The organism is Lachnoclostridium sp. Marseille-P6806, from assembly GCF_964238185.1.
GTDB lineage: Bacteria > Bacillota > Clostridia > Lachnospirales > Lachnospiraceae > Brotaphodocola.
Genome location: NZ_CAXSLG010000009.1, coordinates 101282 through 123444, shown reverse-complemented (window position 1 = coordinate 123444; position 22163 = coordinate 101282). Strand labels below are relative to the sequence as shown.

Genomic DNA, 22163 nt, shown 5'->3' with positions numbered 1-22163 from the left:
AATTTGAAAGGAGACTACACTTATGGCAAGCAAATCTTCTAACAGAGCAGAGGTACCTGAGGCAAAAGAGGCACTGGATCGTTTCAAAATGGAAGTTGCAAACGAACTGGGCGTTCCCTTATCCAACGGCTACAATGGAAACCTGACTTCCGCACAGAATGGATCTGTGGGCGGTTATATGGTTAAGAAAATGATTGAAGCTCAGGAGAAGCAGATGGCCGGTAAGTAAGGCCTGACTTTCAGCCGATTTTTCTGTTTCAATCAAACAGGAGGAGGAATCCCGGGGCAGAAAGCTCCGGGATTTTTCTATTTTTTGTAAATAAACTGCTTGTGCAACCTGAATTTTAACTATATAATGGTACATGAAAAAGTTTAAAGGAGTTATGCTATGCGTGTGATAGCCGGAAAGGCAAGACGGGTTCCGTTAAAAACTCTGGAAGGAATGGACACCCGGCCCACTCAAGATCGGATTAAGGAAACGCTTTTTAATATGCTTCAGTACGATTTGGCAGACTGCTGTTTTTTGGATTTGTTTGCCGGAAGCGGTGGAATTGGAATCGAGGCATTAAGCCGCGGCGCCGGATTTGCGGTATTTGTAGAGCAAAATCCAAAGGCGGCAGAGATTATCCGGGAGAATTTAAAGGCCACGAAGCTGGAAGAACAGGCTCTGGTGATGAATTGCGACGCGCTTTCTGCCTTAAAGCGGTTAGAGGGCAAATACCGGTTTGATTATATTTTTATGGATCCTCCCTACAATCAGGAGCTGGAGCGTCAGGCACTTTCCTGCCTGAAGACATCTGCTCTGATTGATAAACAGAGTACCATTATTATAGAAGCATCTCTGGAGACCTCCTTTGACTATCTGGAATCCATGGGCTTTCTTATGGAAAAAAATAAACAATACAAGACAAACCGGCATGTGTTTGTCTATCGAGGTGAATGATATGGCGACAGCAGTTTATCCAGGCAGCTTTGATCCTGTGACCCTGGGACATATGGATATTATCGAGCGTACTGCCCGCATGTTTGATCATGTAATCATCGGAGTTTTGCAGAATAATTCAAAAACTCCGTTGTTTTCTGTGGAAGAACGTGTTAATATGATAAAGAGTATTACATCACATCTGGAAAATATTGAGGTTCGTTCCTTTGACGGGCTTTTGGTTGATTTTGTCCACCAGTGCCGTGCCGATGTGATTGTGAGAGGTCTGCGGGCTATTACAGATTTTGAATACGAGCTTCAGATGGCGCAGACCAACCGGGTAATTGCCCCTGATATTGACACTATATTCCTGACAACCAATCTGAAGTATTCCTACCTGAGTTCCAGCATTGTAAAGGAAATTGCATTCTTCAATGGAGATATTAACGCATTCCTTCATCCGGATATTGCTGTTCAGGTAAAGCAAAAGCTCGGAAAATAATGGCTGCAGCCAAGTACACATAGAAGTGAGGAGAAGAAACATGAGTAGAATTGAACAGTTAATCGGTGAAATCGAAGAATATATTGACAGCTGTAAGTTTCAGCCCCTTTCCACAACCAAGATTCTGGTCAATAAAGAGGAGCTGGAGGAGCTGTTGGTTGAACTTCGTCTTCGGATTCCCGACGAGATAAAGAAGTACCAGAAGATTATCAGCAATCAGGATGCTATCTTGAATGATGCCCGCGCGCAGGCAGATGCCATTTTAAAGGATGCAACCCAGCAGACCAATGAACTGGTAAATGAGCACGAAATTATGCAGATGGCTTATACCAATGCCAATCAGATCATTGAGGAAGCACAGCAGCAGGCTCAGGCAATTATTGACAATGCAGTAGATGAGGCCAACAGCGTTCGTCAGGGCTCGATTGATTACACAGACAGTATGCTGCAGAGTCTGCAGGCAATCATTAACCATTCTATTGAAGAAGCTCAGGGACGTTTTGATTCTTTCCGCGCTTCCATGCAGGAAAGCTATGATATTGTTACCAATAACCGCAATGAGCTGTCCGGAAGTATTTCTGCTCCGGCAGAGGAGCCTGTACAGGAAGAAGAGCAGCAGTAATTCTTCTTACAGCCCAAGCGGCTGCATGAGATGGATGAGCAGCTGTGCCGCTATGCAGGTGAGTCCCGCGTGAATGAGTTTCCACAGTACATAATGCCGGATGGACAGCCCTCCGGCATTTTTTGATGTCACAGGAAGGCCTTCTTGCGAGTGTTTTTCTTGTATGAGGGAATCAGAAAGGACACTTTTTGTCTGAAAAATCCCGGAGATCCCTCCAAAGGCAGCAGCAGACAGCGCAGGGGCAACAGCTGTGTATTTTGGAAATACCGTGGAGATCTGATGGATTCCTGTGGTCATTTCCACTGCTCCGGCAACAAGGGCCTGGAGGCGGACGGGAAGAATGGAAAGCTGCCGAATCCACAGGGCAAAGATGGAAAACATCATCATACAGCCGCCGATAAGAACCATGGTTTCTGCGGAGGATAAAAGAATGGACTCCAGACAGACAGGTGCAGTTTCCAGGCGGACGGGAGAGGAAGTCCTTTGTCCGCCAGTTTGAGGCTGGTACAGCTTTTGTGCCAGAAAGGACAGAAGGGGAACCGGAAGGCAGACAGAAAGCAGAAGCAGACCGGAATTGATGCCAACCGGAAGCTGCTGTCTGACATAGCCAAGAAGGAACATGGGACTGGGATGGCAGCAGAAGGCCAGGAGATACTGGGCTTCTTTTTGTGAGATTTTTCCCTGACGGAAATAATCGCCGCACAGCTTTGCCCCCAGAGGATAACCGCAGAGCAGCCCGCAAAGGAGAATGTAGGTCCCAGATGCGGAAACATGGAACAGACGGGAAACCAGGGGATAAACAGGTTTTACAAGCAGCCCGGCGCCGCCTGAGACTGTGAGAAGCTGTGTGAGAATCAGAAAAGGCGCCAGGGCAGGAAGCACGGTCTGATACCATAAAAGCAGCCCCTCGGACGCACCCTGGACGGCTAAGGCGGGAAAAGCAAGCACCAGTCCTAAAAGGACAATGGGGATGGTTTTGACAGTCATGGGAGAACCTCCGGCTACAATGTTATTATTTTTTATGAAGACACCGGGGGATTTATGCGTCCAGCAGTTTCAATGAACCTGAATCTGTGGTATACTAAATAAAATTTCGCCTGAAAGGAATATATGCGATTGATGAAACTTCCGGAAACATTTTTAGAAAACATGAAGGAGCTTCTGGGCGGGGAGTACAGCGCCTGGCTGGCCAGCTATGAGGAAAATCCTCATCAGGGACTGCGCATCAATACAGGAAAGCTGACTGCGGAAACCTGGAAGTCCATAAGTCCTTACGGAACGGAGCAGGTTCTGTGGACGGGCAATGGATATTATATTGGGGATCAGGACAGACCAGCCAGGGATCCCTATTATTATGCAGGGCTTTATTATCTGCAGGAGCCCAGTGCGATGGCTCCTGCTGCCCTTCTTCCCGTTGATCCAGGAGATCGGGTTCTGGATCTCTGTGCAGCGCCTGGAGGGAAAAGCACAGAGCTGGGAGCGCGGCTGAAGGGACAGGGGCTTTTAGTATCCAATGACATCAGCAATTCCCGGGCAAAGGCTCTGCTGAAGAATCTGGAGCTGGCCGGAGTTTCCAATTTGTGCGTAACCAGCGAGACTCCGGAAAAGCTTGCAGATGTTTTTGGGCCGTTTTTCGATAAGATTCTTGTGGATGCCCCCTGTTCAGGAGAAGGCATGTTTCGGAAGGATCCGGATTTGATCAAAAGCTGGCAGGAACATGGACCTTCGTATTATGCTCCGATCCAGAGGCAGATCCTTTCTCAGGCAGTGCGGATGTTAAAGCCCGGCGGGTATCTGCTGTATTCTACCTGTACCTTTGCGGCCTGTGAGGATGAGGATACAGTTCATTGGCTTTTAGACCAGGAGTCGGAGCTGGAACTGATGCCTCTTTTGTTGTGGGAGGGGGCGCAGCCGGGAATCAACAAAGAACCGGTGATTCGCCTGTTTCCCCATAAAATAAAAGGAGAAGGACATTTTGCAGCCCTTTTTCATAAGAAAAGCAGCAGTTCTTCTCAGAAAATTTCGGAAGAACAGGCGACTGGGAAAACCAGAAGGAAAGGTCAGACAGGAGCTTTGAGAAAAGGACCTTCCGATGCAGAGCTGGGAGAAGGCTTTCTGCAGTGGGAACAGCAGCTTTCCAGTCCTTTTCCCAGAGAGAGGATGATGATCAGGGATCAGCTGGTTTATCTGCTTCCAGAGGACTTTGAGCCCGGATGGAGGCTTCGGTATCTGAGAACGGGCCTTCTTCTGGGAGAACAGAAAAAACAGCGTTTTGAGCCGTCTCAGGCGGCTGCTATGGTACTTAGTCCGTCCCGGTACGCCTGCTGCTTTTCCATGAAACGGTCAGATGAGCGGGTGATCCGGTATCTGAAGGGAGAGACAGTCAGTCTGACAGAGGAGGAAGCAGGACAGGATGCATGGCCCAAAAATGGCTGGATTTTAGTATGTGTGGATGGCTGGCCTCTGGGATGGGCAAAAAACGCAGGAGCAGTTTTGAAAAATAAATATTATCCGGGATGGCGGTGGCAATAATGGGAAAGACAATTCGACTTGACAAATATCTTACAGAAATGAATAAAGGCAGCCGTTCTCAGATTAAGGAGGCTGCAAAAAAGGGAAGAATTCAGGTAAACGGACAGACGGAAAAAAAGACGGATCGAAAAATCGATCCACAGGCGGATCAAGTGCTCTTGGATGGAAAACCGGTTGCCTATCATGCGTATGAATACTATATGCTGAATAAACCGCAGGGGGTTGTCTCTGCAACAGAGGATCGGATTCACAAAACGGTAATCGATCTGCTTGGCGGGGAAATCAGACGGGATCTGTTTCCTGTGGGCCGTCTTGATATTGATACAGAGGGCCTGCTGCTTCTTACCAATGACGGAGAGCTGGCTCATCAGCTGCTGTCTCCAAAAAAACATGTAGATAAGCAGTATTATGCCCGGGTAGCCGGAACGCTTCCCCCAGACAGCAAAGAACAGATTGCGGCGGGGATGACCTTGTCTGACGGTACCCAGGTGATGCCTGGGGAGCTGTCCATATTGACACCCGTTTGTGAATGCGGGGAAGCTTCTTCTGAGACGGAGATTCTTCTTACTATCCGGGAAGGGAAGTTTCACCAGGTTAAACGAATGTTTGAGGCACTTGGATGTCAGGTGGTGTTTTTAAAACGTCTTTCCATGGGAAGCCTGCGGCTGGATGAATCGCTTAGGCCGGGAGAGTTTCGAAAGCTGACAGAGGAAGAGCTGGAGGGGCTGAAGGAGGGAAGTGAGAAGGCGGATCATCCTGATTTGGACTATGAACAGAAGGAGACAGGACAGAAGATTCCCGAGCTCTTAAAGGGAAAAGAGGCGGTTATTTTTGATCTGGACGGTACACTGGTGGATTCCATGTGGATGTGGAAGCAGATTGATATTGAGTATCTGGGAAGATTTGGATACGAATGTCCTCCGCAGCTGCAGAAAGAAATCGAAGGAATGAGCTTTTCGGAAACAGCTGTCTATTTTAAGGAAAAGTTTCAGATACCGGACAGTCTGGAAGAGATTAAGCAGTGCTGGGTTGATATGAGTATTGAAAAATACCGCTGCCAGGTACCGATGAAAAAAGGAGTCCGTCGTTTTCTCAGCTATTTGAAGGAGAATGGTTTCCGGGCAGGTATTGCCACCAGCAACGGTCGTGCTATGGTAGACGCTGTGCTCCATTCTTTGGATATGGAAGCATTTTTCCAGGTGATTACGACAGCCTGTGAGGTAGCGGCAGGAAAACCGGCTCCGGATATTTACCAAAAGGTTGCAAAAACGCTCCAGGTACCTCCGGAGAGATGTCTGGTTTTTGAGGATGTTCCTGCAGGCATTATGGCAGGTAAGGCAGCTGGAATGACAGTCTGCGCCATAGAAGATGAATTCTCTGCGCCGATGCGGGAGGAGAAGCTGGCTCTGGCTGATTATTATATAGAAGACTACGATGAAATATTCGATAAAAAATGAGGACAATAAATATGCATGATTATTTGCCGATATGTCGGGCGGACATGGAAAAGAGAGGATGGGAGCAGTGTGATTTCGTCTATGTTTCGGGAGATGCCTATGTGGATCATCCTTCCTTTGGAACAGCCATTATCAGCCGTCTGTTAGAAGCCCATGGTTATAAAGTAGGGATCATTGCCCAGCCTGACTGGACAGATCCGTCCAGTATCCAGATTCTTGGGGAACCACGGCTGGGATTCCTTGTTTCTGCGGGAAATATGGATTCTATGGTTAATCATTATTCGGTGTCAAAAAAACGCCGTCAGCAGGATTCCTATACTCCGGGAGGCGTGATGGGAAAAAGACCGGATTATGCGGTTGTGGTTTACTGTAACCTGATCCGTTCTGTATACCGTGATGCGGCGATTATTATTGGCGGCATTGAGGCGAGCCTGCGAAGACTGGCTCATTATGATTACTGGTCCAACCGGCTGAAGCGTTCTGTGCTTCTGGATTCCCAGGCAGATTTGATTTCTTATGGAATGGGAGAGCATTCTATTGTGGAAATTGCAGATGCCTTAAACAGCGGAATTCAGGTAAAGGATATTACCTTTATTGACGGAACGGTGTTCAGAACCCGGAATCTGGACGTGGTTTATGACTATCAGATGCTTCCGGATTATGATAAAATGAAGCGGGATAAAAAGGAATATGCGAAAAGCTTTTATGTCCAGTACAGCAACACGGATCCTTTTATGGGAAAACGTCTGGTGGAGCCTTATTTTGGGAAGGAGTTTGTAGTTCAGAATCCTCCTGCAAAGCCCTTGACTCAGGAAGAGATGGATCAGGTTTATGCGCTTCCCTATATGCGCAGCTATCACCCATCCTACGAGGCCTTGGGAGGGGTTCCTGCTATCCGTGAGATTAAATTCAGTCTGATCAGCAACCGTGGATGCTTTGGCGCCTGCAGCTTCTGTGCCTTAACCTTCCATCAGGGGCGGATTATTCAGGCAAGAAGTCACGAATCTCTGATTCAGGAGGCGCGTCTTCTGACAGAGGAACCGGATTTTAAGGGGTACATTCACGATGTGGGAGGGCCGACAGCCAATTTCCGTTTCCCGGCCTGTGAAAAGCAGCTGACAAAGGGGGCATGTCCCCATAAACAGTGCCTGTTCCCGGAACCCTGCAAAAATCTCCGGGCAGACCACAGTGATTACATTGCTCTTCTCAGAAAGCTGAGAGAACTTCCGAAGGTAAAAAAGGTCTTTATCCGATCCGGTATCCGGTTTGATTATCTGCTGGCAGATAAAAACCGTCTTTTCCTGAGGGAGCTTTGTGAGCACCATGTGAGCGGTCAGCTGAAGGTTGCTCCGGAGCATGTATCCGACGCTGTACTTTCCAAAATGGGAAAGCCGAAAAATGCAGTATACAACCAGTTTGTAAAAGAATATAAAGAAATGAATGCCCGTATTCATAAGGAGCAGTATCTGGTTCCGTATCTGATGTCCTCCCATCCAGGCTCTTCGCTGAAAGAAGCAGTGGAACTTGCCGAATATCTGCGGGATCTGGGCTATATGCCGGAGCAGGTTCAGGATTTTTATCCGACGCCTTCTACGATTTCTACCTGTATGTATTATACAGGACTGGATCCCAGAAATATGGAGCCGGTTTATGTGCCGGTGAATCCCCATGAAAAGGCAATGCAGAGAGCTCTGATTCAGTACAGGAATCCCAAAAACTATGATTTGGTAAAGGAGGCTTTGATTCAGGCCGGAAGAACGGATCTGATTGGTTTTGACAAGAAATGTCTGATTCGTCCGAGAGCTGGCATGAGCGGCGGCTCCTGGGGACATTCCGGAAATGGAAAAGCACCAGGGGGAAAGGATGCAAAAGGAAGAGCAGGAGCAAATACAGGTAAACAGTCAGGCGGAAAAAAGAAAACCATCCGCAATGTTCATCATAAGAAGCAGAAATAAAGCATTTACCAGTCAGGAAAGGCAGGAATATGGAATGAAAATTGCAATTGTAACAGGCGCTTCCTCCGGCATGGGAAGGGAGGCTGTGATTCAGCTGGCAGACCGTTTTGGCGGAGGACTGGGAGAAATCTGGGCGGTTGCCCGAAGAGCAGACCGGCTGGAAGAGCTGCGCAGTCAGGTTCCTGTGCCGCTTCGAATTCTTCCTTTGGATCTGCAGAAGCCTGATGCCCTGGAACAGCTTGGCTGGCAGTTAAAGCAGCAGAAGCCGGATGTGAAAATTCTGGTAAATGCAGCGGGATATGGAAAGACAGGAACCGTCGGCTCCATTGCAGGAGAAGAGGAAACCGGTATGGTTCGGTTAAACTGTGAAGCCCTCTGCGGCGTAACCTCGGCAGTGCTTCCCTATATGTCCCGGGAAAGCCGCATCATTCAGTTTGCCTCAGCTGCTGCCTTTCTTCCTCAGCCGGGATTTGCCGTGTATGCAGCCACAAAGGCCTTTGTGCTCAGCTACAGCCAGGCGTTAAACAGTGAGTTAAAGCCCAGGGGTATTACGGTAACAGCAGTCTGTCCCGGGCCCGTAGCCACAGAGTTTTTCCAGGTGGCATCGCCTTCCGGGATGCTTCCGCTGTACAAACGCCTTTCTATGGCAAGGCCGGAAAAGGTTGTGAAGCTGGCTGTCAGAGACAGTATGATGGGGAAAACGATTTCCGTTTATGGGCCTCTCATGAAGGCATTTTTCCTGCTTTGCCGCCTGGTTCCCCACCGTTTCCTTCTTGGAGTGATGGAGGCGTGGAACATCCCTTCTGCGAACCGGGAGAAGAATGAAAAAAACGAACGATGAAGGAGCAAAACGCAGCAATGAAAATAAACAAAGGTGAATACGGCTACCGTGACAGCCACAAAAGGATGCGGGTTCTTCTGACAGGACTTTTGGCAGCAGCCATTCTGGCACAGCTTTTTGCCCGTTCCTTTACAGACAATCAGGCAGCCAAAAATATTCTTACAGTAATGGCGATTCTTACGGTGCTGCCCATGGCAAACATGGCGTCTCCTCTGATTGCTTCCTGGAAATACCGTACCCCCTCCGAAGCCTTCCACCAGAGAATGGTTCCCTATGAGAAGAATGGAGAGGTGCTTTATGATCTGATTGTAACTACGAAGGATCATGTGATCCCCCTGGATGCCGCAGCAGTTCATCCGACTGGAATTTTTGCCTACTGCACCTCCTCCAGGCTGAATACGGGAAAGGCAGAAAAGGAGCTTCAGGAGTTTCTGAAAAACAACAGAATTAACTTAAAGCTTCGCCTGATTACGGATGAAAAAAGTTTTTTCCGTCGCCTGGACTCTTTAAAGCCTGCTTCTGAATATGAAGATGACGGAACTGTGGAATATGCAGCTCGGCTTTTGAAAAATTTGTCCATGTAGGAACAGAGATTTTTGGCGGCAGCCGGATAAAAGGAGACAAGCATTGTGAAAAGTGTAATTGTAAACAGCAACGAAGCCGGACAGCGGCTGGATAAGCTGCTGGGAAAGTATTTGAATCTGGCAGGAAAAGGCTTTCTTTACAAAATGATGAGGAAAAAGAATATTACCCTCAACGGAAAAAAATGTGATGGCTCAGAGAAGCTGTCGGAGGGGGATGAGATTCGCCTGTTTCTTTCTGACGAAACCATAGAAAAGTTTTCCCAGGTCCGGGTACAGAAGGTCAGAAAAACAAAGCTGGATCTTGTCTATGAAGACAGCCACATTCTGCTGATTAATAAACCTTCAGGAATGCTTTCACAGAAAGCAAAGGATACAGATGAATCGCTGGTGGAATATGTGATTGCCTATCTGATGGAAACAGGACAGCTGACCGTGGAGCAGCTTCGCAGCTTCCATCCCTCTGTCTGCAACCGGCTGGATCGCAATACCAGCGGTCTTGTGGCAGCAGGCAAATCCCTGGCAGGCCTTCAGATGCTTTCTGCCCTGTTTCAGGATAGAAGCCTTCATAAGGATTATTTGTGTGCAGTAGAGGGGATTATGGATCAGCCGAGAACCATTGATGGTTATCTTCTGAAAAATGAGAAAACCAATCAGGTATCCATAACAAAAAAACAGGTGCCGGACAGTGTTCCGATTTTGACTCGTTATGAGCCTTTGGGACAGGCAAGTGGCTGCACACTGCTGAAGGTTCGTCTGATTACAGGGCGAACCCATCAGATTCGCGCTCATCTTGCTTCCATCGGTCATCCGCTTGCAGGGGATTACAAGTATGGAAGGGAAGAACTGAATGCCAGAATGAAAAAGCAGTTTGGTATTCACAGCCAGATGCTCCATTCCTGGAAAATGGAATTTCCTGTTATGGAGGAGCCTTTTGCCTACCTCAGCGGACGAACCTTTACAGCGCCCGTACCGGATACCTTCCGGAGAGTGTTTGGTGATATGGAGAATTATCTGGGAGGGGAGGCATAATGGGAACCTGGAAAAGCAGGGGACTGCGGGGATCGACACTGGAGGATATGATTAACCGGAGCAATGAGATCTACCGGGAAAAAAATCTGGCTCTGATCCAGAAAATTCCAACGCCCATTACGCCCATTACGATTGATAAAGAGAGCCGTCACATTACCCTGGCCTATTTTGATCAGAAAAGCACGGTGGACTATATTGGAGCCGTTCAGGGAATTCCTGTATGCTTTGATGCGAAGGAGTGCGCGGCAAAAACATTTCCCCTGCAGAATGTTCATCTGCATCAGATGATGTTTATGAAGGACTTTGAGCAGCAGGGAGGCATTGCTTTTTTTATTCTTCATTTTACGTCTGAGGACGAGATTTATTACATTCCCTTTCGGAGAATGTACCAGTTCTGGAAACGAATGGAGAATGGGGGAAGAAAAAGCTTTACTTATGAAGAGATCGATCCGGAATTTCGGGTTCTGTCCAGCCGTGATATTCTGGTACACTACCTGGCGGCGATTCAGCGGGATCTGGATCTGAGAGAGGGGGAGTAGCGATGGTATTTTCTATTGTAAAACAGTCTCTGGATATTCGGTTAAGCTTTCCCCATACGCCCAAAATGACGGCAGATACTGAGTGCGCGGCGGCAATCGGTATGCTGGCAAAGCTATATGGTCTCCCTGTACCGCAGCGTCAGGAGCAGCTGACCAGGATGCGGGAAAGCTTGAAGGAGCAGACCAGGGATTTGCCGTCTACAGAGCGAATGGACAGGCTGGAGCAGATTCTTGATGATTATGAACCAAAGCTTCCAATAGATGATGAGAAATACGAGCTTCTTTGCTACACCTACGAACATACAGAGAAATAAAACCGGGAGGAAATACGAATGTCAGTAAAAGAACGTTATGGAACCATGATGGACAATGCATTTGGCGGGTATTACGACCTGTTTCGGAAACAGAAGGCGCTGTCTTCTGACATGGCAGTTACTATGGAGAAGCTGTTTGACGGAACGAAGCCCACAGCGGCGGACCGGCAGATGATCCGCAAAATGGTAAGCTTCGGCGTGGTTAAAAAGAGTGGAGATGCCGGTCTGTGGCTGGATGAGGGAAAGGTTTCAAATCCAGGCAATGTACTGCGTCAGAGGCTTCTTATTATTCTGGCAGCTCTGATTCTGGCAGTGGCCTACTGCTGGTTCATGGGTGATTTTATATTTTAATAAACAGGAGGACTTTTTATTATGTCTAACAAACGCATTATCCAGGTAGAGGAGAAGGTACCCTTTCAGCTTCTTCTTCCTCTCAGCATCCAGCACATGTTTGCCATGTTCGGGGCATCTGTTCTGGTACCATTTATTTTTGGTATCAGTCCGGCAATTGTTCTGTTTATGAACGGTCTTGGCACACTGCTGTTTATTCTTGTTACAAAGGGAAAAGCTCCCGCGTATTTAGGCTCCAGCTTTGCCTTTCTGGCTCCGGCAGGAATTGTAATTGCCAATTTTGGCTATGAATATGCCCTGGGCGGTTTCGTTGCAGTGGGATTCTGTGGCTGTGTACTGGCATTGATTGTTTACAAATTCGGAACCGACTGGATTGACGTAGTTCTTCCGCCGGCTGCCATGGGACCGGTAGTGGCCCTGATTGGTCTGGAGCTTTCGGGAACTGCAGCCAGCAATGCAGGACTTTTGGAGGAAACCATTCATCCGGCAAATCTGACGGTATTCCTGGTAACTCTGGGTGTGGCTGTGTTCGGTTCTATTTTATTCCGAGGCTTTTTATCCGTAATTCCCATTCTGATTGCGGTACTGGCCGGATACGGGGCAGCAGTGGCATGTGGAATTGTAAGCTTTGAGAAGGTTGCTGCTGCGCCCTGGTTTGCCATCCCCAATTTTACCCTTCCCAAGTTTAATCTGGAAGCAATCATGATTATTCTTCCGGTTATTCTGGTGATTACTTCAGAGCATATTGGTCATCAGGTAGTTACCAGCAAGATTGTGGGACGGGATCTTTTAAAGGAGCCCGGACTTCATCGAAGCCTGTTTGGAGACAATTTCTCTACCATGCTTTCTGGATGCATTGGTTCTGTTCCCACCACAACCTACGGGGAAAATATCGGCGTTATGGCTATGACAGGGGTATACAGTGTCAGAGTCATTGCAGGTGCGGCAGTGCTGTCTATTATTTGTTCCTTTATGGGAAAGCTGTCTATGCTGATCAGTACTATTCCCGGACCGGTTATCGGAGGAATTTCTTTCCTGCTGTATGGTATGATTGGTACTTCCGGACTGCGGATTCTGGTGGATTCTAAGGTAGATTACGGAAAATCAAGAAACCAGGCTCTGACCTCTGTAATTTTTGTTACAGGACTGTCTGGCATTGCCATTAAAATCGGCAATATTCAGCTGACTGGTATGGTACTGGCCTGTGTGGTAGGAATGGCCCTGAGTCTGATCTTCTTTGCACTGGATCGTTTAAAGCTGACCAACGATCGCTAGGGGCAAAAGCTTTAATATATGTACAGCAAAAAGGCACGGCTTGTCGGAAGAAGCTTCCGGCAGACCGTGCCTTTTGACTTTCGTGTTTTATGCTTTGTTTTTATTCTTTTCCGTCCCAGCAATAGGTGCAGAGTCTTTCTCTGGGGAGTCCGATGGATTCAATCAAATCATCTAAGCGGTGAAACTTTAAGGATGTAAAGTTCAGCCGTCTGCGGATTTCCTCCACCATTTCTTTGTAGTTCTGGCTGTCCGGATTTGCATAATCAGCCAGCAGCTCAGGAGAAACATTGTCCCCTTCCCGTTCCCGGATAATCCGGCGGGTAATCAAATCCAGATCCGAATTGGAGCGGGAGAAGTTTAAGTATTTGCAGCCGAAGAGCAGCGGCGGGCAGGCCGGACGAATGTGAACCTCACGTGCACCGCTCTGATACAGGAATTCCGTTGTTTCTCCTAACTGAGTACCGCGGACAATGGAGTCATCAATCAGCAAAAGGCTCTTGTCACGAATCAGAGTATCTACTGGAATCAGTTTCATTTTGGCAATCAGATTACGCTGGCTCTGATTCTGAGGCATAAAGGAGCGGGGCCAGGTTGGCGTGTATTTAATAAAGGGACGGGCAAAGGGAATGCCGGATTCATTGGCATAGCCGATAGCGTGGGCAATGCCGGAATCGGGAACTCCGGCCACAATGTCCGGATGAATCGGAGCTTCCCCGCTGTCTGCCGCCGGCTGGCTGTGTCCCGGACAGCCGGAGCAGCCGCCTTTACAGCCCAGATCCCGGTCAGCCAGAATCCGTCCGCAGTTGTAACGCATCTGCTCCACATTGATCCCCTCATAGCTGGAGGTGGGGTAGCCGTAGTAAACCCATAAAAAGGAGCACATTTTCATTTCTCTGCGAGGGGCGCTTAAAGACTGTACACCGCCTGCATTTACTAAAACCACCTCGCCGGGGCCCAGCTCATAGTAATCATGATAGCCCAGATTAATATATGCAAAGCTTTCAAAGGAAACGCAGCAGGCATCATCTTTCTTTCCTACGACAACCGGAGTTCGTCCGTACCGGTCACGGGAAGCATAAATGCCCTCCGGAGTCAGCAGGAGAATGGTCATGGAGCCTTCAATCATTTCCTGGGCATAAACAAGCCCTTCCACCAGACTCTGCTTCTGGTTGATAATAGCAGCAGTCAGTTCGGTGGCATTGATGCGTCCGCCGCTCATTTCCATAAAGTGAATATGACCATTTTCAAAAGCAAGCTTTACCAGTTCCTGTTCATTGTTGATCTTTCCCACAGTTACAATGGCATAGCTGCCTAAGTGAGACTGAATCAGAAGCGGCTGAGGCTCATTATCAGAAATAGAACCGACTCCGGAATTTCCCTTCAGTTCTTCTACATCGCGTTCAAATTTTGTTCTAAACGGAGAATTTTCAATATTGTGGATGCTTCGCTGGAATCCAGACGGTCCATAAACCGCCATACCTCCCCGCCGTGTTCCCAGATGGGAATGATAGTCCGTACCAAAAAATAAATCCATAACACAGTCATTTCTTGAGACAACTCCAAAAAATCCGCCCATGTATCATGTCCTCCATATAATATGTAAATAGCATACCTTAATAGTGTAACATATATTACACATGTAATACAATCAGTCTTATTTATTAAAAATACTTATATATAATCTCAAAAATCACCTTTTGGCAAAACGATTGACGAACCAGTATTATAAATGTAAAATGGGATCAGAAAATTCCGCAGAAAGGGTGGGGAGAAAGATGACAGGATATGAACTTTTATGGCTGATTTACCTGTACTCCTTTTTTGGCTGGTGTCTGGAGGTATGTCTGGCTACATTCCGACGAAAAACCTTTGTAAACAGGGGAATTTTAAACGCTCCGTTTTGTATGCTGTACGGTTTTTCTGCTGCAGCCTTTGCATTGTTTCTTCCAGAGCTGAGAGAGCGTCCTGTTTTTCTGTTTCTGGGAGGCGCGGTACTGGCCAGCTTTCTGGAATACTGGTCCGGGCGGATCATTGAACGGATTTTTCACCGGAAATGGTGGGATTACTCCAGTCACAGATTCCATCTGGACGGTTATGTCTGCCTGACCTATTCAGCGATATGGGGTCTGGGAGCAGTTCTGATGATGAAAGGGCTTAACTCCCTTTTGCTGGCGGCAGTGGGGCTGATTCCTCATACCATAGGCGTGGTTCTTCTCTGGATTTTAACTCTGGCGCTGGCCGCAGATGCCTTGGGAAGTGCGGCAGCTCTTTTGGAACTGCGTCAGGAGCTGCGCAGAGATATAACGCCGGAGGAGCTTTTAGAAGCCTCGTCGAGACAGACAATGGGACCTGTCCGCAGAAAACTTCTGGAGCTGTCGGTATTTTTAAACAGCAGGATTGCCCGCAGGATTCAGCAGCGCATGATGAAAGCCTATCCCAATATCTCTTTAAAAATTTTGAGGGAGGAGCAGAAACGGGAGAGAGCCCGCAGCAGGGTGGCTGAGGCCTTTGTTTTTGGATATGGGTGCAGCTTTTATAAGCTGGTTTCTCTGTTTTTCATTGGTGCATTTCTGGGAGATGTGGTAGAAACTATTTTTGTATATTTTACTGCCGGGGTTCTTATGAGCCGGAGCAGTGTGGTTTATGGCCCCTTCAGCATTGTGTGGGGGCTGGGCTGTGTGATGCTGACTGCTGTGCTTTATCGGGTCAGAAATACGGCGGATCGCCATATCTTTTTGGCGGGAACCATTCTTGGCGGTGCTTATGAATATTTTTGCAGTGTTTTTACAGAACTGGTTTTTGGAACGGTATTCTGGGATTACAGTAAGATTCCTTTTAATCTGGGGGGCAGGATCAATCTGCTGTACTGTTTTTTCTGGGGAATTGTAGCCGTGGTCTGGCTGAAGGGGATCTATCCATTTCTTTCCCGCTGGATTGAAAAGATTCCAGTGAGGGCTGGAAAAATTGTAACCAATCTGCTGATCGTTTTCATGCTGTACAATATGCTTTTGTCAGGAATGGCCCTGGCGCGGTATACACAGAGACAGGCAGGAGAGGAGCCAATGGGGATTTTTCTGCAAAAAACGGCAGAGGTGCTTGATGAGCATTTTCCAGATGAAAGGATTGAGAAAATTTACCCCAATCTGGTTATTGTTGATTGACAATTCAGATTCCATCTCCTATAATAGTAACCACGTTACTAAATTATCACTCTACCGCGCGAAAGCAAAACGGCAATCTGTGAATTTCGGGAGGGAAAGGAGTATTTATGAATCATCAGCTGCTTCACACCCCGGAGGGGGTTCGGGATATCTATGGACCAGAGTGTGCCAGGAAACTGGCGGTTCAGGAGAAAATTCTTCAGGTGTTCCGCCTGTATGGTTATGAAGCCATCGAGACGCCTGTATTTGAATACTTTGATATTTTCAGTAAGGAGCGCGGAAGCGTCAGATCCCAGGAAATGTACAAATTTTTTGACCGGGATAACAATACACTGGTGCTCCGGCCGGATATGACGCCATCCATTGCCCGGTGTGCGGCCAAATATTTTATGGAAGAGGAAAATCCCATTCGCCTGTGCTATGTAGGTCCTTCTTTTATTAACAGCTCCAGTTATCAGGGACGTTTAAAGGAAGCAACCCAGACGGGAGTTGAGCTGATTGGAGATGATACCTGCCAGGGGGATGCGGAAATGATCGCCATGGTGATCCAGTCTCTGAAGGAGGCCGGACTGACGGAATTCCAGGTGGAGCTGGGGCAGGTGGAATTTTACCGGAGTCTGACCGAGGAAGTGGGGATGGATGAGGAAACCCGGGAAAAGCTTCGCATTCTGATTGAAAATAAAAATTATTTCGGCGTAGAGGAGCTTTTGTCTGAGCAGATCATGACTCCGGAGCAAAAGCAGCTTTTTTTAAAGCTTCCGGAGCTGTTTGGAGATATTGATCAGATTCGCGCGGCAAGATGCATGACCTCCAATCCCCGCGCACTCCAGGCCATTGACCGGTTAGAGCGGGTTCAGGAGCTGGTGGATGCCTATGGACTGGGCGACTATGTTTCCTATGATTTGGGTATGCTGAGCAAATATTCCTATTATACTGGTATTATTTTTAAGGCCTACACCTATGGTACAGGAGAGTATATTGTGACAGGAGGACGCTATGACCGGCTGTTGGAGCAGTTTGGAAAAAAGGCTCCGGCTGTTGGCTTTGCCATTGTGGTAGATCAGCTGATGCTGGCGCTGTCCCGCCAGAAAATTCAGGTTCCTGTTTCTTCCGTCTGTACGGCCCTGGTTTACGAGCCAGAGATGGCAATGGAAGCCATCCCCATGGCCTGCAGTCTCCGGAGCCAGGGAGAAACTTTGCAGATGGTGTGCCGGAAAGAAGGAAAAACGGTGGAAGCCTATGAGGAGTGGGCGGCGGCACAGGGAATCGGCCGGCTGCTGTTTTTATCTGTCGAAGAGAAGGATGTTTTGGAAGTGAATCTGGAAACCGGGCAGAGGAAGAGTCTGACCAGGCGGGAACTGATTCTAGCTGAAAAAAAGGAGGTGGCGCAACCGTGAGATATCTGACCTTTGCTCTGGCTAAGGGACGGCTGGCAGATAAAACGCTGTCTCTTTTTGAACAGATTGGCATTACCTGCGAGGAAATGAAGGATAAAAGTTCCAGAAAACTGATTTTTACGAATGAGGAGCTGGGCTTCCGATTTTTTCTGGCCAAGGCAGGCGATGTGCCTACTTATGTGGAATACGGGGCTGCCGATATTGGAGTTGTAGGGAAAGATACGCTTCTGGAGGAGGGCAGAAGGCTGTATGAGGTTCTGGATCTGAAAATGGGACAGTGCAGGATGTGTGTCTGCGGACCGGAGTCAGCCAGAGCTTATTTGAATAACCATGAACAGATCCGTGTGGCAACCAAGTATCCCGCTATCGCAAAAGATTATTTTTATAATAAAAAGCACCAGACAGTAGAGATTATCAAGCTGGGCGGTTCTATAGAGCTGGCGCCGATTGTAGGTCTTTCCGAGGTGATTGTAGATATTGTGGAAACGGGATCGACTCTTCGGGAAAATGGATTAAGCGTGCTGGAGGAGGTTTGTCCCCTGTCTGCCCGCATGGTAGTCAATCAGGTTAGTATGAAAATGGAAAATGAACGGATTACCAGACTGATTCAGCAGCTTCGACCTCTGATTCAGAACCGGTAGCTGGTCGTTCTTTGATAAGAGAAGCAGCCCGCTTTGCGTGTCTGTTATAAAAGATACGTCTCGACAGGCGGAGAAATGGAGAAAACATAATGAGAATCGTTCAACTGAATGAAGAAACCAGAAAAAATATTCTGGAAGATCTGTTAAAGCGAGATCCAAATAATTATACTGCCTACGAAAGCACAGTGCAGGAAATTGTGGAGGACGTAAGAAAAAACAGAGATCAGGCTCTGTTTGCCTATACAAAGAAATTTGACGGAGCAGATTTGGACAGCTCCAATATCCGCGTTACGGAAGCAGAGATTCAGGAGGCTATGTCCCAGGTAGATCCGGAGCTGCTGACAGTTATGAAGCGGGCTATGAAAAATATTCGGGAATATCACGAAAAACAGAAGCAGTACAGCTGGTTTGATTCCCGTCCAGACGGAACTCTTCTGGGACAGAAGGTAACGCCTCTTTCCAGTGTGGGCGTTTATGTTCCTGGAGGCAAGGCAGCATATCCCTCCTCCGTTTTGATGAATATTATCCCGGCTGAGGTTGCAGGGGTTCCGCGAATTGTAATGGTAACTCCCCCGGACAAAAACGGAAAAGTCAATCCGGTTACACTGATTGCGGCCCATCTGGCAGGTGCTACAGAGGTGTACAAGGCAGGCGGAGCTCAGGCAGTGGCGGCCCTTGCTTTTGGAACGGAATCCATTCCCCGTGTCAATAAGATCGTAGGACCGGGCAATATTTTTGTGGCTCTGGCAAAGAAGGCTGTGTATGGACATGTGAGCATTGACAGCATTGCCGGTCCCAGCGAGATTCTGGTTCTGGCAGACGAAACGGCCAATCCCCGGTATGTGGCAGCAGATCTTTTGTCCCAGGCAGAGCATGACGAGCTGGCCAGCGCTATTCTGGTGACCACCAGCATGGAACTGGCCGAAGAAGTATCCCGCCAGATTGAGGTTTTCCTGCAGACTCTTTCCAGAAGGGATATTCTGGAGAAATCTCTGGAAAACTATGGGTATATTCTGGTTGCCGATTCTATGGAGGATGCCATTTCCACAGCCAATGAGATTGCATCGGAGCATCTGGAAATTGTAACCCGCAATCCCTTTGAGGTTATGACGAAAATTCAGAATGCAGGAGCTATTTTTATGGGCGAATACAGCTCTGAGCCCCTGGGTGATTATTTTGCAGGTCCTAACCATGTGCTTCCTACGAACGGAACTGCAAAGTTCTTCTCACCTCTGGGGGTAGATGACTACATTAAGAAATCCAGCATTATTTACTACTCCAGAGAGGCTTTGGAGCCTATTCATAAGGATATTGAGACATTTGCAGAGGCAGAGCATCTGACAGCCCATGCCAATTCCATTCGTGTCCGTTTTGAGTAGAAGGAGGAGCTATGGAACGCACTGCAGTGATGGAACGAACCACAAAAGAAACAAAGATACGTCTGAGCCTTTGTCTGGACGGTACCGGGAAAGGAGATATCCATACGGGAATCGGTTTTTTTGACCACATGCTGGAGGGCTTTGCCCGCCACGGACTCTTTGATCTCAGCCTTTCGGTGGAAGGGGATCTGCAGGTGGATACCCACCATACCATCGAAGATACGGGAATTGTACTGGGCAAAGCCATTAAGGAGGCAGTAGGAGATAAGAAGGGAATGGTACGCTATGGCTCCATGATTCTTCCCATGGACGAGGCTCTGATTCTCTGTGCTCTGGATCTGTGCGGACGGCCATATCTGGTATACGATTTGAAGCTGGATCGGGAGTTTGTAGGAGATTTGGAGACAGAAATGATTCGTGAATTCTTTTATGCGGTTTCTTATGGAGCAGAGATGAATCTCCATTTAAAACAGCTGAGCGGCAGCAACAATCATCATATTATAGAGGGAGCTTTTAAGGCCTTTGCCAAGGCCTTAGACAGTGCGACCCGGCTGGATGGCCGGATTACAGACGTGCTGTCTACCAAAGGTGTACTCTGACAGAAAGACGAGGATGAAAAGTCATGCAGTTATATCCGGCGATTGATATGAAGGATGGGAAATGTGTCCGCCTTACAAAGGGACTTTTTGATAATATTACGGTATATTCCGACACGCCTGCTGATATGGCAAAGCTATGGGTCAGCCAGGGAGCAACCTTTCTTCATCTGGTGGATTTGGACGGAGCTTTGGCCGGTCACTCCGTCAATGCTCCGGCGATTCGAGAGGTTCTTTCCCAGGTTTCCGTTCCGGTTCAGCTGGGCGGCGGAATTCGAAGTGCCGAGGATGTCAAAGCGATGCTGGATTTGGGAATATCCCGGTGCATCATTGGCACAAAGGCGGCAGAGCGTCCTGAATTTATGCGGGAGCTGGTGGAAGCCTTTGGACCGGAGCGGATTGTGGCAGGAGTGGATGCAAAGGATGGAATGGCGGCAGTGGCCGGCTGGGAGAAAACCAGTTCCGTGACTGCGCTGGAGCTTTGTATGAAAATGAAGGAATACGGAGTTCGGCATATTGTATACACGGATATTTCCAGAGACGGAACGCTGACAGGCCCCAATATTCCATATACCAGAATGCTGGCAGAAAAAACAGGACTGAATGTGATTGCTTCCGGCGGCGTGTCTTCTATGGAAGATTTGGAAAACCTCAGCGAAAACAGGATTCCGGGGGTAATTATCGGAAAAGCCCTTTATGAAAAACGAATCAGTCTTCCGGATGCGGTAGCCAGATTTCAGTAAGGAGGAAAAATCGTATGGCAGGTGATAAATATTTGATGGCAGCAGTGGGCTGCCGGAATCAAAAGGCGGTACTGCCGGTTTCGGGAAAGGGCTTTGCTTATGGAAATGGAGAGGAGCTTCCCTTTCTTTCTTTTACAGAAGCGTGCAGCCACAGTGGGCTGGATGGACTTTGTGTATTTGATCTATCGGAATCAGAGGAAGACCATGAGAAAACCATCCATGCAGTCAAGGAAGCAGTAAGACTTCTTGATATTCCTGTTTTTCTTGGCGGACGGATCAAACGACTGGAGGATGTAAAAAAATATCTCTATGCAGGTGCAGAGGCGGTATTTTTAGACGGAGGAAATGAAGATAATATTGATTTAATTAAGGAGGCTGCGGACCGGTTCGGAACGGAAAAAATATGGGTTCAGATTTCTTCTGCAGAGCAGATGAGGCGAGTGGCGGAATTTCATCAGCTGGGCGCTGGTAAAATTTTTGCAGAAAAACAGGCATTTCTGGCAGGAGAGACATTTCTTACAGAAGAGACTCCGGTACCAGTTCTGATTCTGACCGAAAACCAGGATGCGGCAGAGCTGCTGAGGCAAAAGAACATAGAAGGTGTGGTTTACCCGGCCGGAGAGCCGGAAAGCGGCTGGTATATGAGGCAAAAGCAGAAGCTGTCAGAGCAGGGGATTTCCGTAGATATCTTAAACAGTCAGATTCCGTGGAGTCAGTTTCGTACCAATCAGGACGGCCTGATTCCTGTCATTGTTCAGGACTACAAAACCTCGGAGGTGCTGATGCTGGCTTATATGAATGAGCAGGCATTTGAGGATACTCTTAGCACCGGAAAGATGCATTATTTCAGCAGAAGCCGTCAGAGCCAGTGGGAAAAAGGAGAAACCTCCGGTCATTTTCAGTATGTGAAGGCCCTGTTTCTGGACTGTGATAATGATACCCTTCTGGCAAAGGTTCATCAGATTGGAGCAGCCTGTCATACAGGAAGCCGCAGCTGTTTTTTCCAGACTCTGGCCCAAAAGGAATATCAGACATCCAATCCGCTGAAGGTTTTTGAGGATGTATTTGCAGTGATTCAGGATCGGAAGATTCATCCGAAGGAAGGGTCTTATACCAATTATCTGTTTGACAAGGGTATTGATAAAATCCTCAAAAAGGTAGGAGAGGAAGCAACAGAGATTGTCATTGCGGCAAAGAATCCGGATCCGGAAGAGGTGAAGTATGAGATTTCAGATTTTCTGTACCATGTCATGGTGTTAATGGCAGAGAAGGGGGTAACCTGGGAAGAAATTACACAGGAGCTGGCCAATCGATGAAGCAGCA

At 47.9% G+C, this 22163-nt stretch carries 23 protein-coding genes and 1 pseudogene; 22 read left to right on the top strand and 2 right to left on the bottom strand.

Annotation, left to right across the window (positions count from 1 at the left end; all coding sequences use genetic code 11):
• The first annotated feature begins 22 nt into the window (after positions 1–22).
• From ACESON_RS12690 to ACESON_RS12675, 4 genes are all read left to right on the top strand, one after another.
• Complete coding sequence (locus ACESON_RS12690) at positions 23–229, top strand: small, acid-soluble spore protein, alpha/beta type (RefSeq protein ID WP_177959630.1); 207 nt, start codon at positions 23–25, stop codon at positions 227–229.
• 159 nt (positions 230–388) lie between these two features.
• A complete protein-coding gene (rsmD, locus tag ACESON_RS12685; protein WP_177959631.1) occupies positions 389–943 on the top strand; it encodes a 16S rRNA (guanine(966)-N(2))-methyltransferase RsmD in 555 nt (184 codons plus the stop codon).
• 1 nt (position 944) lies between these two features.
• Positions 945–1424: a pantetheine-phosphate adenylyltransferase gene (coaD, locus tag ACESON_RS12680; protein ID WP_177959632.1), complete on the top strand. Its 480-nt coding sequence runs from the start codon at positions 945–947 to the stop codon at positions 1422–1424.
• Between the two features lie 40 nt (positions 1425–1464).
• Complete coding sequence (locus ACESON_RS12675; protein ID WP_177959633.1) at positions 1465–2046, top strand: vacuolar family H+-ATPase subunit H; 582 nt, start codon at positions 1465–1467, stop codon at positions 2044–2046.
• Between the two features lie 6 nt (positions 2047–2052).
• On the opposite strand, the gene ACESON_RS12670 is transcribed toward ACESON_RS12675, so the two are convergent.
• Entirely contained in the window at positions 2053–3033 is a 981-nt protein-coding gene (locus ACESON_RS12670) for a nucleoside recognition protein (protein ID WP_373110252.1), read from the bottom strand.
• A gap of 123 nt (positions 3034–3156) precedes the next feature.
• On the opposite strand from ACESON_RS12670, the gene ACESON_RS12665 reads away from it, so the two are divergent.
• From ACESON_RS12665 to uraA, 11 genes and pseudogenes are all read left to right on the top strand, one after another.
• Positions 3157–4578, top strand: coding sequence for an RsmF rRNA methyltransferase first C-terminal domain-containing protein (locus ACESON_RS12665; protein ID WP_373110250.1), 1422 nt, complete (start codon positions 3157–3159; stop codon positions 4576–4578).
• Positions 4578–5312: pseudogene (locus ACESON_RS12660) on the top strand (pseudouridine synthase); the annotation flags it as partial. The gene ACESON_RS12665 and the pseudogene ACESON_RS12660, both read left to right, overlap by 1 nt.
• A 60-nt stretch (positions 5313–5372) precedes the next feature.
• Positions 5373–6035 (top strand): HAD family hydrolase, encoded by a 663-nt coding sequence (locus ACESON_RS12655; RefSeq protein ID WP_373110320.1) that lies wholly within the window; start codon positions 5373–5375, stop codon positions 6033–6035.
• Between the two features lie 11 nt (positions 6036–6046).
• Positions 6047–7990 carry a YgiQ family radical SAM protein gene (locus ACESON_RS12650; RefSeq protein WP_177959637.1) on the top strand — a complete coding sequence of 648 codons (1944 nt, stop codon included), beginning with the start codon at positions 6047–6049 and terminating at the stop codon, positions 7988–7990.
• Positions 7991–8024: 34 nt separating this feature from the next.
• On the top strand, positions 8025–8831 hold the full coding sequence (locus ACESON_RS12645; RefSeq protein ID WP_373110248.1) for an SDR family NAD(P)-dependent oxidoreductase: 807 nt from the start codon (positions 8025–8027) through the stop codon (positions 8829–8831).
• A gap of 17 nt (positions 8832–8848) precedes the next feature.
• Complete coding sequence (locus ACESON_RS12640; protein ID WP_373110246.1) at positions 8849–9415, top strand: O-linked GlcNAc transferase-like protein; 567 nt, start codon at positions 8849–8851, stop codon at positions 9413–9415.
• 45 nt (positions 9416–9460) lie between these two features.
• Positions 9461–10444 (top strand): pseudouridine synthase, encoded by a 984-nt coding sequence (locus ACESON_RS12635; protein WP_177959640.1) that lies wholly within the window; start codon positions 9461–9463, stop codon positions 10442–10444.
• Positions 10444–10983 carry a Holliday junction resolvase RecU gene (locus ACESON_RS12630; RefSeq protein ID WP_177959641.1) on the top strand — a complete coding sequence of 180 codons (540 nt, stop codon included), beginning with the start codon at positions 10444–10446 and terminating at the stop codon, positions 10981–10983. Before ACESON_RS12635 ends, ACESON_RS12630 begins: the two co-directional genes overlap by 1 nt.
• 2 nt (positions 10984–10985) lie before the next feature.
• Positions 10986–11297 (top strand): DUF3837 family protein, encoded by a 312-nt coding sequence (locus ACESON_RS12625; RefSeq protein ID WP_177959642.1) that lies wholly within the window; start codon positions 10986–10988, stop codon positions 11295–11297.
• Positions 11298–11315: 18 nt separating this feature from the next.
• On the top strand, positions 11316–11648 hold the full coding sequence (locus tag ACESON_RS12620; RefSeq protein WP_177959643.1) for a hypothetical protein: 333 nt from the start codon (positions 11316–11318) through the stop codon (positions 11646–11648).
• Between the two features lie 21 nt (positions 11649–11669).
• Positions 11670–12923: a uracil permease gene (gene uraA, locus ACESON_RS12615; protein WP_373110243.1), complete on the top strand. Its 1254-nt coding sequence runs from the start codon at positions 11670–11672 to the stop codon at positions 12921–12923.
• Between the two features lie 100 nt (positions 12924–13023).
• Here the strand turns inward: uraA and ACESON_RS12610 are convergent, their stop codons facing one another.
• On the bottom strand, positions 13024–14499 hold the full coding sequence (locus ACESON_RS12610) for an amidophosphoribosyltransferase (protein WP_373110241.1): 1476 nt from the start codon (positions 14497–14499) through the stop codon (positions 13024–13026).
• A gap of 199 nt (positions 14500–14698) precedes the next feature.
• Between ACESON_RS12610 and ACESON_RS12605 the strand changes: the two genes are divergently transcribed.
• The 7 genes from ACESON_RS12605 to hisIE all read left to right on the top strand — a co-directional run bounded on the left by ACESON_RS12605 (position 14699) and on the right by hisIE (position 22156).
• Entirely contained in the window at positions 14699–16084 is a 1386-nt protein-coding gene (locus ACESON_RS12605) for a hypothetical protein (protein ID WP_373110240.1), read from the top strand.
• Between the two features lie 107 nt (positions 16085–16191).
• Positions 16192–17481, top strand: a complete 1290-nt coding sequence (hisZ, locus tag ACESON_RS12600; RefSeq protein ID WP_373110239.1) for an ATP phosphoribosyltransferase regulatory subunit — start codon at positions 16192–16194, stop codon at positions 17479–17481.
• Positions 17478–18122 (top strand): ATP phosphoribosyltransferase, encoded by a 645-nt coding sequence (hisG, locus tag ACESON_RS12595; RefSeq protein WP_373110237.1) that lies wholly within the window; start codon positions 17478–17480, stop codon positions 18120–18122. The genes hisZ and hisG overlap by 4 nt, the downstream gene beginning before the upstream one ends.
• An 89-nt stretch (positions 18123–18211) precedes the next feature.
• Positions 18212–19501 (top strand): histidinol dehydrogenase, encoded by a 1290-nt coding sequence (hisD, locus tag ACESON_RS12590; protein ID WP_177958347.1) that lies wholly within the window; start codon positions 18212–18214, stop codon positions 19499–19501.
• Between the two features lie 11 nt (positions 19502–19512).
• Positions 19513–20100 carry an imidazoleglycerol-phosphate dehydratase HisB gene (gene hisB, locus ACESON_RS12585; RefSeq protein ID WP_373110236.1) on the top strand — a complete coding sequence of 196 codons (588 nt, stop codon included), beginning with the start codon at positions 19513–19515 and terminating at the stop codon, positions 20098–20100.
• 23 nt (positions 20101–20123) lie between these two features.
• Complete coding sequence (hisA, locus tag ACESON_RS12580) at positions 20124–20840, top strand: 1-(5-phosphoribosyl)-5-[(5-phosphoribosylamino)methylideneamino]imidazole-4-carboxamide isomerase (RefSeq protein ID WP_373110234.1); 717 nt, start codon at positions 20124–20126, stop codon at positions 20838–20840.
• Positions 20841–20854: 14 nt separating this feature from the next.
• Entirely contained in the window at positions 20855–22156 is a 1302-nt protein-coding gene (hisIE, locus tag ACESON_RS12575; protein ID WP_373110231.1) for a bifunctional phosphoribosyl-AMP cyclohydrolase/phosphoribosyl-ATP diphosphatase HisIE, read from the top strand.
• Positions 22157–22163: the final 7 nt, after the last annotated feature.

Excerpts from the sequence above, each read along its gene's own strand:
- ACESON_RS12625 (WP_177959642.1), top strand. The coding sequence starts at position 10,986 with ATGGTATTTTCTATTGTAAAACAGTCTCTGGATATTCGGTTAAGCTTT.
- ACESON_RS12690 (WP_177959630.1), top strand. The coding sequence starts at position 23 with ATGGCAAGCAAATCTTCTAACAGAGCAGAGGTACCTGAGGCAAAAGAG.
- coaD (WP_177959632.1), top strand. The coding sequence starts at position 945 with ATGGCGACAGCAGTTTATCCAGGCAGCTTTGATCCTGTGACCCTGGGA.
- hisD (WP_177958347.1), top strand. The coding sequence starts at position 18,212 with ATGAGAATCGTTCAACTGAATGAAGAAACCAGAAAAAATATTCTGGAA.
- ACESON_RS12610 (WP_373110241.1), bottom strand. The coding sequence starts at position 14,499 with ATGGGCGGATTTTTTGGAGTTGTCTCAAGAAATGACTGTGTTATGGAT.
- ACESON_RS12605 (WP_373110240.1), top strand. The coding sequence starts at position 14,699 with ATGACAGGATATGAACTTTTATGGCTGATTTACCTGTACTCCTTTTTT.
- hisIE (WP_373110231.1), top strand. The coding sequence starts at position 20,855 with ATGGCAGGTGATAAATATTTGATGGCAGCAGTGGGCTGCCGGAATCAA.
- ACESON_RS12675 (WP_177959633.1), top strand. The coding sequence starts at position 1,465 with ATGAGTAGAATTGAACAGTTAATCGGTGAAATCGAAGAATATATTGAC.
- rsmD (WP_177959631.1), top strand. The coding sequence starts at position 389 with ATGCGTGTGATAGCCGGAAAGGCAAGACGGGTTCCGTTAAAAACTCTG.
- ACESON_RS12670 (WP_373110252.1), bottom strand. The coding sequence starts at position 3,033 with ATGACTGTCAAAACCATCCCCATTGTCCTTTTAGGACTGGTGCTTGCT.
- hisB (WP_373110236.1), top strand. The coding sequence starts at position 19,513 with ATGGAACGCACTGCAGTGATGGAACGAACCACAAAAGAAACAAAGATA.
- ACESON_RS12665 (WP_373110250.1), top strand. The coding sequence starts at position 3,157 with ATGCGATTGATGAAACTTCCGGAAACATTTTTAGAAAACATGAAGGAG.
- ACESON_RS12630 (WP_177959641.1), top strand. The coding sequence starts at position 10,444 with ATGGGAACCTGGAAAAGCAGGGGACTGCGGGGATCGACACTGGAGGAT.
- ACESON_RS12645 (WP_373110248.1), top strand. The coding sequence starts at position 8,025 with ATGAAAATTGCAATTGTAACAGGCGCTTCCTCCGGCATGGGAAGGGAG.
- hisA (WP_373110234.1), top strand. The coding sequence starts at position 20,124 with ATGCAGTTATATCCGGCGATTGATATGAAGGATGGGAAATGTGTCCGC.
- uraA (WP_373110243.1), top strand. The coding sequence starts at position 11,670 with ATGTCTAACAAACGCATTATCCAGGTAGAGGAGAAGGTACCCTTTCAG.
- hisZ (WP_373110239.1), top strand. The coding sequence starts at position 16,192 with ATGAATCATCAGCTGCTTCACACCCCGGAGGGGGTTCGGGATATCTAT.
- ACESON_RS12650 (WP_177959637.1), top strand. The coding sequence starts at position 6,047 with ATGCATGATTATTTGCCGATATGTCGGGCGGACATGGAAAAGAGAGGA.
- ACESON_RS12620 (WP_177959643.1), top strand. The coding sequence starts at position 11,316 with ATGTCAGTAAAAGAACGTTATGGAACCATGATGGACAATGCATTTGGC.
- ACESON_RS12640 (WP_373110246.1), top strand. The coding sequence starts at position 8,849 with ATGAAAATAAACAAAGGTGAATACGGCTACCGTGACAGCCACAAAAGG.